Source organism: Martinezella sp. CNPSo 3964, assembly GCF_057784375.1.
In genome coordinates this window covers 505,093-517,719 of the sequence record NZ_JBXSOW010000002.1, presented here as the reverse complement: position 1 = coordinate 517,719, position 12,627 = coordinate 505,093, and the positions used below count along the sequence as shown (strand labels likewise).

At 59.1% G+C, this 12,627-nt stretch carries 13 protein-coding genes and 1 riboswitch; all 13 genes read left to right on the top strand.

The genetic code is table 11. The features are described 5' to 3' along the window. Positions 1 to 132 precede the first annotated feature (132 nt). The 13 genes from AC13Q5_RS09105 (at position 133) to crcB (ending at position 12,553) form a co-directional block, all read left to right on the top strand. On the top strand, positions 133 to 1,176 hold the full coding sequence (locus tag AC13Q5_RS09105) for a Gfo/Idh/MocA family protein (protein ID WP_488501478.1): 1,044 nt from the start codon (positions 133 to 135) through the stop codon (positions 1,174 to 1,176). Positions 1,177 to 1,180: 4 nt separating this feature from the next. Further along, positions 1,181 to 2,074 carry a sugar phosphate isomerase/epimerase family protein gene (locus AC13Q5_RS09100; RefSeq protein ID WP_075851328.1) on the top strand — a complete coding sequence of 298 codons (894 nt, stop codon included), beginning with the start codon at positions 1,181 to 1,183 and terminating at the stop codon, positions 2,072 to 2,074. Positions 2,075 to 2,310: 236 nt separating this feature from the next. Then, complete coding sequence (locus AC13Q5_RS09095) at positions 2,311 to 3,576, top strand: ABC transporter substrate-binding protein (RefSeq protein WP_488501477.1); 1,266 nt, start codon at positions 2,311 to 2,313, stop codon at positions 3,574 to 3,576. 71 nt (positions 3,577 to 3,647) lie between these two features. Then, positions 3,648 to 4,553, top strand: coding sequence for a carbohydrate ABC transporter permease (locus tag AC13Q5_RS09090; protein ID WP_075851326.1), 906 nt, complete (start codon positions 3,648 to 3,650; stop codon positions 4,551 to 4,553). A 1-nt stretch (position 4,554) separates the two neighbouring features. Further along, on the top strand, positions 4,555 to 5,430 hold the full coding sequence (locus tag AC13Q5_RS09085; protein ID WP_075851325.1) for a carbohydrate ABC transporter permease: 876 nt from the start codon (positions 4,555 to 4,557) through the stop codon (positions 5,428 to 5,430). Between the two features lie 93 nt (positions 5,431 to 5,523). Further along, a complete protein-coding gene (locus AC13Q5_RS09080) occupies positions 5,524 to 6,612 on the top strand; it encodes an ABC transporter ATP-binding protein (protein ID WP_075851324.1) in 1,089 nt (362 codons plus the stop codon). Between the two features lie 95 nt (positions 6,613 to 6,707). Further along, positions 6,708 to 7,271: a TetR/AcrR family transcriptional regulator gene (locus AC13Q5_RS09075; protein ID WP_488501476.1), complete on the top strand. Its 564-nt coding sequence runs from the start codon at positions 6,708 to 6,710 to the stop codon at positions 7,269 to 7,271. Positions 7,272 to 7,290: 19 nt separating this feature from the next. After that, positions 7,291 to 7,632, top strand: a complete 342-nt coding sequence (locus tag AC13Q5_RS09070) for a DMT family transporter (protein WP_174172159.1) — start codon at positions 7,291 to 7,293, stop codon at positions 7,630 to 7,632. Positions 7,633 to 7,796: 164 nt separating this feature from the next. Then, positions 7,797 to 8,582, top strand: coding sequence for a ThuA domain-containing protein (locus AC13Q5_RS09065; RefSeq protein WP_488501475.1), 786 nt, complete (start codon positions 7,797 to 7,799; stop codon positions 8,580 to 8,582). Between the two features lie 8 nt (positions 8,583 to 8,590). Next, positions 8,591 to 9,634 carry a Gfo/Idh/MocA family protein gene (locus AC13Q5_RS09060; RefSeq protein WP_075851318.1) on the top strand — a complete coding sequence of 348 codons (1,044 nt, stop codon included), beginning with the start codon at positions 8,591 to 8,593 and terminating at the stop codon, positions 9,632 to 9,634. Positions 9,635 to 9,675: 41 nt separating this feature from the next. Further along, complete coding sequence (locus tag AC13Q5_RS09055; RefSeq protein ID WP_488501474.1) at positions 9,676 to 10,503, top strand: class I SAM-dependent methyltransferase; 828 nt, start codon at positions 9,676 to 9,678, stop codon at positions 10,501 to 10,503. A 62-nt stretch (positions 10,504 to 10,565) separates the two neighbouring features. Continuing rightward, a riboswitch (Fluoride riboswitch) is annotated at positions 10,566 to 10,654 on the top strand. A gap of 115 nt (positions 10,655 to 10,769) precedes the next feature. Beyond that, positions 10,770 to 12,140, top strand: coding sequence for a voltage-gated chloride channel family protein (locus AC13Q5_RS09050; protein WP_488501473.1), 1,371 nt, complete (start codon positions 10,770 to 10,772; stop codon positions 12,138 to 12,140). 23 nt (positions 12,141 to 12,163) lie between these two features. Then, a complete protein-coding gene (crcB, locus tag AC13Q5_RS09045; RefSeq protein ID WP_075851883.1) occupies positions 12,164 to 12,553 on the top strand; it encodes a fluoride efflux transporter CrcB in 390 nt (129 codons plus the stop codon). Positions 12,554 to 12,627 lie beyond the last annotated feature (74 nt).

Genomic DNA, 12,627 nt, shown 5'->3' with positions numbered 1-12,627 from the left:
CCGCGGTTTTCCTCCATGCGCCATTTTCCGTGGTCCTCCTCTATTGACACAGGAAAATCTTTTCGCATAGTATCGTAAACGTTTACGGAGCGCGTGTCATGAGGGGTAATGCACGGCCCGCTGGAGGACATCGTGAAATTTAATGCCATTTTGTGCGGGTGCGGAGCTATGTCCAAAGGCTGGCTCAGGGCCATCGCCTCGACGCCGGCGCTTGCCGAATCCATTCAGGTTGTCGGCCTGGTCGATCTCAATCGAGCGACCGCCGAAAACCTTGCGAAAGAATTCTCTCTCGAAGGCGCTGTAGTCGGCTCCGACCTTGCCGAGGTCATCGCTGCGACCAAGGCGGACCTGGTCTTCGACATTGTCATTCCAGCCGCGCGTTTCGGTGTGGTTTCGACGGCGCTGAAGGCTGGCTGCCATGTCCTGAGCGAAAAGCCGATGGCGACGTCGCTGGCTGAGGGTGCCGCCCTGATCGACCTTGCCGCCAAGGCCGGCAAGATCCATGCGATCATCCAGAACCGTCGCTACATCTCCGGTATCCGTCGCTTGCGACGTTTCGTGGAGGAGGGGGCAATCGGCGAGCTGACCGGTGTCCATTGCGACTTCTTCCTCGGTCCGCATTTCGGCGGTTTCCGCGAGGAAATGGACAATGTGCTGCTGCTCGACATGGCGATCCATACCTTCGATGCTGCCCGCTTCGTGTCCGGCAAGGTGCCGCTCTCGGTCTATTGCGTCGAAAAGAACCCTGTCGGCTCCTGGTACAAGCATGGCTCATCGGCGCACGCGCTCTTCGATTTTTCCGACGACGTCGTCTTCAGCTATCGCGGCTCATGGTGCGCCGAGGGACGGCGCACGAGCTGGGAAAGCCAATGGCGGCTCACCGGCAGTAAGGGCATGCTGACCTGGGACGGAGAAGAGAATTTCGAGGCTGGCGTTGCCGGCAACGAGCCGGGCCTGCTGCACGGCTTCACCCTGATCGAAGTTCCCGGGCCGAAGCATGAGGAAGAAACGCATGGCCATGCCAGCGTCATCGCCTCCTTCATCGAAGCAATCAAGACAGGCAAGCCGCCCGAGACGGCAAGCGGTGACAATATTCGCAGCCTTGCCATGGTTTTAGGCGCTATCGAGAGCGCCAAGACGGGCCGGCGCGTCGATATCTCAGCACAAGGACAGTGACATCATGACAAATCCGGCAAAAGCCATCCGTATCGGCACGATGGTCAGAGCTACAAACGAGGACGCCGCCAAGAACATCGCCAAGATCGCTGATCTCGGCTTCGAAAGCTTCGAACCCTTCTTCTGGCAAACCACCAACGGCCAGAACCTTGCGGATCTCGGCAAGCGCTGCCGCGATGCCATCGGCGACCGCGACATCACCATTTCGACTATCGGCATGTTCGGCAATCCGCTCGAAGAGCGAGAGATGGATCTGCAGACGCTGCAGGGTTGGAAGGACTGCATCGACAACGCCCATCATTTCGGCGCAACTTGTGTTGCCGGCTTCACCGGCCGCATCCGTAACCAACCGCTCACCGACAGCCTGCCGCGCTACAAGCAGGTCTGGAGCGAGCTTGCCAAGCGCGCTGCCGACAAGGGCATCAAGATCGCCTTCGAAAACTGCGCCATGGATGGCAACTGGGCGACCGGCGACTGGAACATCGCGCATAACCCGGATGCCTGGGAGCTGATGTTCAACGAGACCCCGGACGACAATCTGGGTCTGGAATGGGAGCCGTGCCATCAGATGGTCTATCTGATCGAGCCGCTGCCGCAGATCCGCAAATGGGCGAAAAAGATTTTTCACGTCCATGGCAAGGATGCGACGATCCGTTGGGATGTCATCAAGGAGCACGGTATCTTCGGCAAGGAGAAGTTCGTCTTCATGCGCACGCCGGGCTTCGGCGACAGCAATTGGACCGACATCATCTCCGAGTTGCGCCTTGCCGGCTGGTCCGGTTCCATCGATATCGAAGGCTGGCATGATCCGGTCTATCGCGATGCGCTCGAAATGACTGGCCAGGTTCACGGCCTGAACTATCTCAAGAGAAGCCGGGGTGGTGAATTCGTCGAGTAAGGCGCGCATTTGCGAATCTGCATCGATTTAGGAGGCAAGTTGTGCGTTAATGAAGTGCCCGGAGCGGCTGACGTTTCGGGCAGGACGGGTACCCAAACGGAGGAACTGCCGAGCGTCCGCTCCTTGTCCCATGCGACAGGCGGGCGCTTGGTGCAGGTAAGAGGAAAACGCCGATGGCAGCGCGGGCCATGTCATCGGACAGATACCGTCACGGTTCGCATGGTGGAGGAGAATATATGAGTATTTTTTCGAAGCTGGCGATAACAGCCGGCATGTCGCTTCTGTTGGCTGCCGGTGTAGCGCAAGCCCAGAACAAGACATTTAACGTCTGGTGGTACGAACTGCCCGACACGCCTCAGGCCGTGGCCTGGACGAAGGCACTCGGCGTATTCAAGACCAAGCATCCCGATGTAACAGTCAATTTCGAACAGAAGACCTTCGATCAATTGCAGAAGGCCGGCAGTCTCATTCTCAATTCCGATCAGGCTCCCGACGTACTCGAATACAACAAGGGCAACGCCACGGCGGGCCTCGTCGCGTCACAGGGCCTGCTGACGCCGCTCGACGACCAGTTCAAGGCACGCGGTTGGGACAAGGTCCTCAACGAAACGAACACGCAGCTCAGCAAATATGACGCGAACGGTGTCTATGGCTCGGGTCCGATCATCGGTATTCCGGCTCTCGGCGAGTTCGTCTCGGTCTTCTACAACATCGACATGTTTCAGGCCGACGGCTTGAAGGTGCCGACGACGTTGGCTGAGTTCGAGGCGACTCTCGACCACTTCAAGCAGAAGGGCATTACGCCGCTTGCCTACGGCACGGTGGATTCGAACGCGCAGCATCTGCTGTATACGCTGGCGCTCACTCAGGCAGACGATACCTGGGTCAAGAATTATCAAGGCCTCAAGGCGCCGCTCGACACCAAGCCCTTCCTCTTCGCCGCTCAGAAGATCGCCGACTGGGTAAACAAGGGCTACATTTCCAAGGATTCGACCGGTCTCAAGGGGACGGATGCGGCCAACGTCTTCTCTTCCGGCAAGGCCCCGATGTTCGTCAGCGGCACCTGGAATAACGGCAATTTTGCCAACACCATCAAGACGTTCAAATGGAGCCAGTTCCTTTTCCCGACGCCGAAGTACACCGTCGGCTCGACTGGCAGCATGTTTATGGTGCCGAAGAGCGCCAAGAACAAGGATCTTGCCTATGACTTCATCGATCTGGTGCTCAGCAAGGAAAACCAGAACGAACAGGCAAATCTTGGCGGTGTGGCCATTGATGCAGATCCGGCTGCCATCACCGATGAGGTCGGCAAGCGCAACGTCGAGCTCTTCAAGCAGATTTCCGGCAAGGGTGGCCTCGGCTTCTACCCGGACTGGCCGGTGCCTGGTTATTACGAACTCCTGATCCAGGCGACCACCGGCCTGGTGAACGGCTCCACGACGCCTGATCAATTGGCTGCCCGGCTGAAGAAGGCCTACGACGACGTGCAGGCAGCCCAGTAACCCATCGGCGACAATCACAACGGCGGGACGGCTCCAAACGCCGCCTCGCCGTATCGGACTGGAGGAATTCGATGGATAAGTCGAGGAGCGCCGGCAGGGCGGGATACTATTTCTACATGATCCCCGGCATGCTGGGGTTTGCGGTCATAGTGCTCATTCCGCTGATCGCCAATTTTGCGATCAGCTTCACGACATGGAAGGGCGGCGTCATCCCACCCCGTTATGTCGGTTTTGATAATTATGAGAGGCTGCTGCAGGATGCCGCCTTCTGGGGCTCCATCCAGCATACGCTGCTGTTCATCATCTCGATGACGATCGTGCCCATTCTTTTGGGGTTGGTGCTGGCGGCAGTGCTGTTCGACTATATCAGCGCACAGTTCAGCGAGACATGGTCGAGCTTCTTTCGCGCAGGCTTCTACCTGCCGCAGATCCTGCCGCTGACCGCAGCCGGCGTCCTTTGGGGATGGATACTCAACCCGATCGGCATCATCAATGCGGTGCTGAAGGCGATCGGCCTCGATTTCATGGCGAAGAACTGGCTGGGAGATGCGAGCTACGCGCTCTGGGCGGTTTCGGCCGTCATTGTCTGGGTGCAGGTCGGCTATTGCCTGGTGGTCTTCATGTCCGGATTGGCGCGCGTCGATCCTTCGCTCTATGAGGCCGCCGAGCTCGACAATGCGAGCTGGTTCGGCCGTTTCCGCTCCATTACGATCCCCATGCTCATGCCTGAGATTTTCGTGGTTGCGCTGACGACGCTGATTGCGGCGCTGAAAGTCTTCGCGCCGATCTACGTGCTGACCTCAGGCGGCCCGGACAATGCGACGACGGTGCCGTCCTATCTGTCCTATTATCATTTCTTCACGACGAACCGCGTCGGCTATGCGGCAGCGATTGCGACCCTGCAGACGATCATGACCATCATACTCGGTGTGGTTTTCCTGCGCATGCAATCGAGACAAACCGAGGGAGGGCACTGATATGGCGGTCACATCTTCGATTTCCGCTTCGGTCGCCTCGGCGGATCATCGCCAAAAGAGAGGGTTTGGCCGCTGGGTCGTTTTGGCCATCCTGATCGTTTTCCTTGCTGGGACGCTGTTTCCGTTCTTCCTGGCGGCTTTCAACGCCATCAAGACACCGACCGACTATGCCGCCAATGGTCCGCTTGCCTTCCCGCAGACGTTCGACCTGACGGCGCTCAAGAATTTCTGGGTGACGGTCAATTTTCCGCTCAAGCTCTTCAACAGCATCCTCATCAGCGGATGTACGGCGATTCTGGCCGTCGTTCTCAGCCTCCTCAACGCCTATGCCATCGGCATCGGCCGGGTGCGCGGTGGACAGGCCATGCTGGTAATCCTGCTGATTTCCATCATGGCGCCGCAGGAGGCGCTGGTCTATCCGCTCTATTACATGGCCAAGCAGGTCGGCCTGTTCGACTCGATGCTGTCGGTGATCCTGATCATCGGCGTCCTGCATACGGCTTTCGGCACCTACCTTCTTTCGTCCGTCATGTCGACATTCCCGCGCGAGATCATCGAAGCGGCGCAGATCGACAATGCCAGCCGCTGGCAGATCCTCTGGATGGTCATCGTGCCGGTGCTCAGGCCGACGCTTGCGGTACTTGCGACCTTCTTCTTTATCTGGACCTGGAACGAGTTCCTGATTCCTCTGGTGTTCCTGGTCTCCAACAACAACCAGACGGTCTCCGTCGCCATGGGCGTGCTGTCGGGTGCCAATACGCAGGAGCCGACCGCGATTGCGGCAGCCTCGTTGCTCGGTATCCTACCGACGGTGATCTTCTTCCTTATTTTCCAACGGACCCTCACGCGCGGCGTTGCGGTAGGTGCCGTCAAATAACCAATGCGGAAGTCCCGTTCCGGCGATAACAGCCGGCGGGGCACGATGAATGGCAGGTCCAACGCAGTTCTAATTTTCCGCAGGAGGCGTAAAGTGGCAGGTATCAATATCAAATCCCTCACCAAGCATTTCGGTGCCGTGCAAGTTCTGAACGACATCGACCTGACGATCGAGCGGGGGGAATTCGTCGTCTTCCTCGGTGGTTCCGGCTGCGGCAAGTCGACCTTGCTGCGCATGATCGCAGGTCTGGAATCGATCACCAGTGGCGAAATCTGGATTGGTGGAAAGCGGGTCGACCAGCTGCCGCCCGGCGAGCGCGGCGTGTCGATGGTCTTCCAGTCCTATGCGCTTTATCCGCACATGACGGTTCGCGACAACATGTCCTTCGGCCTGCGCAATATCAAGACGCCGAAGCACGAGATTGCCAGGCGCATCGAGGAGGCTGCGAAGATCCTGGAAATGCCGCATCTGCTTGATCGCAAACCTTCGGCGCTCTCGGGCGGCCAGCGCCAGCGCGTCGCCATCGGCCGCGCCATCGTGCGTGAGCCCGATGTTTTCCTGTTCGACGAGCCGCTGTCGAACCTCGATGCCGGCTTGCGTACCCGCACCCGCGTCGAGCTTGCCCAACTGCATGAGCGGCTGGGTGCGACGATGGTGTTCGTCACCCACGATCAGGTGGAGGCGATGACGCTTGCCGACCGTATCGTGCTGCTCAACAACAAGAAGATCGAACAGGTGGCGTCGCCGGTCGAAATCTACACGCGCCCGGCGACACGCTATGTCGCCCAGTTCGTCGGCTCACCCGGCATGAACTTTATCAACATAGCCGGTCTCAGCGAGGCAAGCGGGCTGGCGACGGCGACGTTGCCGGATGGCTCGGTCATCAAGACGGCTGTCGCGCTCAACGGCCTTGCGAATTCCGGGCTGACGCTCGGCATCCGTCCGGAGCATCTGGTCGTCACGACGGCCGAGAAAGGCGATATTGGCGGCCAGGTCGAGACCGTGGAGCGCTTGGGCGACCGCTCGCTCGTCCACGTCCGGCTCAAGGACGGCTCTAAGATCATCGGCACCGATCCCGGCATGACGACGATTGCGACCGGCTCGCCGATCGCCTTCGCCGTCGAGGCAGCCAAGGTCAGTATCTTCGATGAGAAGGACGCTGCTCATCATTCCGTAAACTGAGGAGGACGCAACACGAAATCATCCGTAAACAATTAGGTCTAGATGTCGCCGATTAGAGCGTTGACGAAACCGTCCAACTGGTATGTTATGTCGCCATGTCCACTGCGCACCATAGGAAGAAGCAGCCTTTGTTCGTCCGCCAGCAGTTGCTGGAGGTGGCGGCGCGTCTAGCTTCCGAAAAAGGGATGACGGCGGTGACGCTGGATGCCGTTTCCGGCGCCTCCGGTGTCAGCAAGGGTGGTTTGCTGCATCATTTCCCCAGCAAGAACATGCTTCTGGAAGCACTGTTTGATAGCCTGCTGGAGCGGCTGGATGCCGCGATCGAGGAAGCGATGCGCGCCGATCCGTTGCCGCATGGTCGTTTTACTCGCGGTTACCTGCATGCCTGCCTGGCCCTGCGCGATCAGCCTGAGGGTACGAAGGATTGGGCACAGGTGACGATGGTGCTGCTCACCGAGCCGCAATTGCGGCAGCGGTGGCACGAGTGGGTGCGCGAGCGCAGCGAAGAATATGTCGGCACGGATTCCTCGGTGGATGCAGCAATCGTCAGGTTGGCGGCCGACGGGATATGGCTTGCCGACCTGCTCGGCAGCCACGACATGGACGAGCGCGCCCGTCAAAGGCTGATCGACCGGCTGATCGAGCTCACACAGCTCTAACCCTATCGGAGATAATGGAATGGCGAACGCATCGGTCTATGCAATGCTGCTGGTCGCGATCGTGCTTGAAGTGATCGGCACGACGGCATTGCAGATGTCGCAGCAGTTCACGCGGCTTGCTCCGACGATCGTTGTGATGATCTGCTATGCGGCGGCTTTCTATTGCCTTTCGGTAACGTTGCGGGTCATTCCGGTGGGCATCGCCTATGCCATCTGGAGCGCGCTCGGAATCGTGCTGATTTCGATTGTGGGTGTGGTGCTTTTTCGCCAGAAACTCGATCTCGCCGCCATCATCGGTCTTGCCTTGATCATCGCCGGCGTGCTCGTCGTCAACCTCTTTTCAAAATCCGTGTCGCACTGAAAACAGAGGTGTTGTTCATGGTTGTTTTTGCCTTTGTCAAATCGCTTTGGACGCATTATGTCTTGCGTCACATGGGCTGACAGAGGCTTGGAATACGGCGCTTTCCCAAAGCGCTTTGGATCGCATAACCTATTCAATTCTAATGGTATCAGAGGAGTGCCGTAATGACTATTCGTGCCGTCGTTTGGGGCGAGAACATTCATGAGCAAACAAACAAGGTCGTCGCCGAGATCTATCCGGAAGGCATGCACAACACCATCGCCAAGGCGTTGAACGCCGATGCCGGTATTCAGGCAACCACTGCAACGTTGCAGGAGCCAGAGCACGGCCTCAGCGAGGCCCGCCTGAAGGAAACCGACGTCCTTTTGTGGTGGGGCCACAAGGATCACGGCGCCGTCCAGGATGAGATCGTCGAGCGGGTGGCAAAGCGCGTGTGGGAGGGCATGGGCCTCATCGTCCTGCATTCGGGCCATTTCTCCAAGGTCTTCAAGCGCTTGATGGGCACGCCCTGCGCGCTGAAGTGGCGCGAAGCCGGCGAGCGCGAGCGCCTGTGGGTCATCAACCCCCGCCATCCGATCGCAGCCGGCCTCGGCGAGCATTTCGAGCTCGAGAACGAGGAAATGTACGGCGAGCAGTTCTCCGTTCCAGAGCCGCTGGAAACCGTGTTCATCTCCTGGTTCCAGGGCGGCGAAGTCTTCCGTTCAGGCATGACCTGGCGCCGTGGTGCCGGCAACATCTTCTATTTCCGCCCCGGTCACGAGACCTATCCGACCTATCATAATGGCACGGTCCAAAAGGTTCTGATCAATTCCGTAAAGTGGGCTCATAACCCGCTCGGCACCCAGACCAGCATTCATGATGCGCCGAACGTGCCGGTCGAAAAGGCACTGGAGCCGATCGTCGAACGCGGCCCGAAACTGCACCAAGCCGGCGAAGCCGGTTATCGCTGAGGTATCAGATGCGTCTCATAGTAGTTGGCACGGGCGGCATGGCGAAGAACCATGTGGAGCATTTCGCCCGCATTCCTGGCGTCGAAATCGTCGGCGCCGTCGATACGGATGCGACGAGGCTCACCGCCTTTTGCGATACGTTCGATATCAAGCAGCGCTTTCTGTCTCTGGACGAGGCGCTGGCCTGGGGCGAGTTCGATTCCGTGACGAATGTCACGCCGGACAAGGCTCACAATCCGACGACGCTGCCGCTGCTTGCCGCCGGCAAGCATGTTCTCTGCGAGAAGCCTCTCGCGGAGAATTATGAAAAGGCACTCGAGATGACGGAAGCTGCCGAAAGGGCAGGGGTCGTCAATATGGTCAACCTGACCTATCGCAACGTCGCGCAGCTGCAAAAGGCGCGCGAGATGGTGATCTCGGGCGAGATCGGCACGGTCAAGCATGTGGAGGCGTCCTACCTGCAGAGCTGGCTCGTCTCGAAGGCCTGGGGTGATTGGCGCAGCGAGTCCAAGTGGTTGTGGCGCCTGTCGACCGGGCACGGCTCGAACGGCGTTCTTGGCGATATCGGCATCCATATCCTCGACTTCGCCGCCTATGGCGCGGCCACCGACATCGATCATGTCTTCGCCCGCCTGAAGACCTTTGCGAAGGCTCCCGGCGAGCGCATCGGCGAATACACCCTCGATGCGAACGACAGTTTCTCTATGTCGGTCGACTTCGCAAACGGTGCGCTCGGCGTTGTGCATGCGAGCCGCTGGGCAACGGGACATCTGAACGAGCTGAAGCTTCGCATTTATGGCGAGCGTGGCGGCCTGGAAGTGAACCACAGCCCGAACGGTTCAGAGCTGCGTGGTTGCCTGGGCGATGACACGGAAACGGCGACGTGGAGGGTCATCGAGGTGCCGCCGGTCCCGACCAATTATCAGCGCTTCGCGGATGCCGTCATGAATGGCAGCAGTCAGGACCCAAGCTTCCGGCACGCTGCCAACTTGCAGCGCGTGCTGGATCTTGCCATGGTAACGGAAATCGAACGGCGCGAACTGAAGGTCTGATCCCCCAGGCCATCTTCAGGCACAGCCTTGGGAGTGCACGCATGTCGACCGAGGAAAAAGTTGCCAACCACTATACGCATGGATCGCTGGAAACGGCGATCCTGCAAAGCCTTGCGGCCGATGGCAAGGATATCGACAATTTGCGCATCCGCGACCTAGCGGGTGTGGATGAATTTCATCTGGGCCGTCATGCGGCAACGGTGGATTTCGCCAGGGACCTCGATCTTTCCGCCGGTCTGCGGCTTGCCGATATCGGCTCTGGGCTCGGCGGGCCTGCCCGCCATTTTGCGGACTCCTACGGATGCATCGTATCGGGCATCGATCTCACGGAGGAGTTCGTTCAGGTTGCCAATTCGCTGACGGCTCGTTGCGGCCTGGCGGATCAGGTCTCCTTTCGCCAAGGGAGCGCCTTGGCGCTACCCTTCGAAAGCGGCAGCTTCGACCGTACGACGCTCATCCATGTCGGCATGAACATCGAAGACAAGGCGCGACTGTTTGCGGAGATCCGGCGCATCCTGACGCCGGGCGGACGTTTCGGCCTTTATGAGATCATGCAGATGCGCGATGGTACCTTGCCCTTTCCGATGCCCTGGGCGATGGAGCTGGAGACAAGCTTCGTGCGCAGCCCCGATGAATATCGTCTTTTGCTGGAGGGGGCTGGTTTCGCGGTGGAACTGGAGCAGGACCGTAGTGCTCTGGCTATCCGGCTGGCACATGAGGCGCGCGCCAAGGCTGCGGCGGGCGGACAGCGGGATCAGGGTTTCCGCACGCTGATGGGGCCGCGGGCAGGGGAGCGAAGCAGCAATGTCAACACATCGGTCGAAGCCGGTCTGCTTGCGCCAATCGAGATGATTGCGCGGGCGGTGTGACAGAATGCGTCCGGAGTGTCCGGCGGGGCTCATTGACAGCGGGGTGGCTGTTTCTATATTGAAAATCCAACGGTAATGGATTTCTGCCGGGCCATGGTGGCCGAACCGCTGCTCTGATCTTCCCAGGGAAGCTGATGACTCCTACTCAAAGCGCCTGAAAGGCGAAGGAGTAGAGTCGTGCCTGTTTTCTTGCCGTTATCTCACCCATGTGTCTTATTCACTGTCCCCGGAAGACCGCCCGTCGGCTTCGCGGGAGGGGCAAGCTGATGTCCGCATCCGCCTATTTTCACCATCGCTTTCAGCAGTTTCGCAGCCTGTTCAAATGGATCCTTCTGGTCGTGCCGATGGCTGTTGTCGTCGGCTCGCTCTGCGCCCTGTTCCTGTGGAGCCTCGACAAGGCGACGGCAACGCGTTTTGACCATCCCTGGCTGATCTTCCTGATGCCGGTTGCCGGCTTCCTGATGGTGCTGGTTTACCAACGTTTCGGCCGCGGCTCGGAAGGCGGCAACAATCTGATCGTCGATCAGATTCATGAGCCTGGCGGCGGCGTGCCGCTGCGTATGGCACCTTTCATTCTTGTCTCGACGGTCCTGACGCACCTCGTCGGTGGTTCGGCCGGGCGTGAAGGGACGGCCGTGCAGCTGGGTGGCAGCATTGCCAGCGCCTTTGCCAAAATCTTCCGGCTCAGCCACGCCGAGATCCGCATTCTCCTGATGGCGGGCATAGCAGCGGGTTTCGGCGCGGTTTTCGGCACGCCGATCGCCGGTGCGGTCTTCGCTCTTGAAGTCCTGACGATCGGGCGCATGCAATATGAAGCGCTGATCCCGAGCCTTGCGGCGGCAATCGCCGCCGACTGGACCTGCCATGCCTGGGGCATTGAGCATATCCAGTATCAGATAGGCTATCTCGCCGGCACGCCGGCCAGCACATTCCATCTCGATGCACTGCTGCTCATCAAGGTCGGTATCGCCGGCGTGATCTTTGGCTTGATGGCGCGCTCATTCAGCGAGGTCTCGCATGGAGCGTCGGCGGTGTTCAAACGCTTCTGTGCCTATGCGCCGCTGAGGCCGGTCATTGCCAGCGTGATTCTGATTGGTCTCGTCTATCTTCTCGGCACGCGCGAGTATCTCGGGCTCGGCGTATGGTCACCCAATCCCGGAGATGCGACGATCCTTGGCTTCTTCGATCAGTCCCATATCGATTATTGGAGTTGGTTCTGGAAAGCGGTCTTCACGATCGTGACATTAAGTGCCGGCTTCAAGGGCGGAGAAGTGACGCCCTTGTTCTTCATCGGTGCCGCGCTCGGCAATGCACTTGCGGCCATTCTCGGCGCGCCGGCCGATCTTTTCGCGGGATTGGGTTTTGTCGCCGTCTTTGCTGGTGCCACCAATACGCCGCTTGCCTGTATGATCATGGGTATCGAGCTCTTCGGCGCTACGCATACCGTCTATCTCGCGGTCGCCTGCTTCCTCGCCTATATCTGCAGCGGTCATACCAGCATCTATCTGTCGCAGCGGCTTGGTATCGCCAAGAGTGCAGCCTCCGGACAGATCCTCGGCGATGTGCCGCTTCGCCACATTCGCGAACGCGGCTTGCAGGCGCGCAGAGAAAACATTCATAAGATCGAAAAGGTTTGACGCAAGGACGGCTGGAGGTTGTCGTGCTCTATCTTGTCGTGTTTCTCGGAGCTGGATTGGGCGGCGCATTCCGTCTCGGTATCAACGAGCTTGCTGCACGTCTACTCGGGATCGAATTTCCGTTCGGCACGCTCATCATCAATGTGCTCGGAGCGTTCATCATGGGGCTGCTGACGGAATACTTCACCTTTCGCGGCGGTATGTCGCAGGAGGTGCGATTGTTTCTGACAACGGGCGTGCTAGGTGGATTCACGACGTTCTCGACCTTTGCGCTGGAAAGCGTCACGCTCTGGGAGCGTGGCCAATGGATGCCGTCCGTTGCCTATGTCGCCCTGTCTGTTTCCCTGTCGATAGGGGCTTTGATAGCAGGGCTTGCAATTGTCCGGCTAATAATTCAGGCTCAAACGGCATAGCGATGAAGCGTCGGCAAATTTCGCCGCATTTTTGCCGATTCTGGGGTGAATCCCTCTCGAGAATCGTCGGAGTT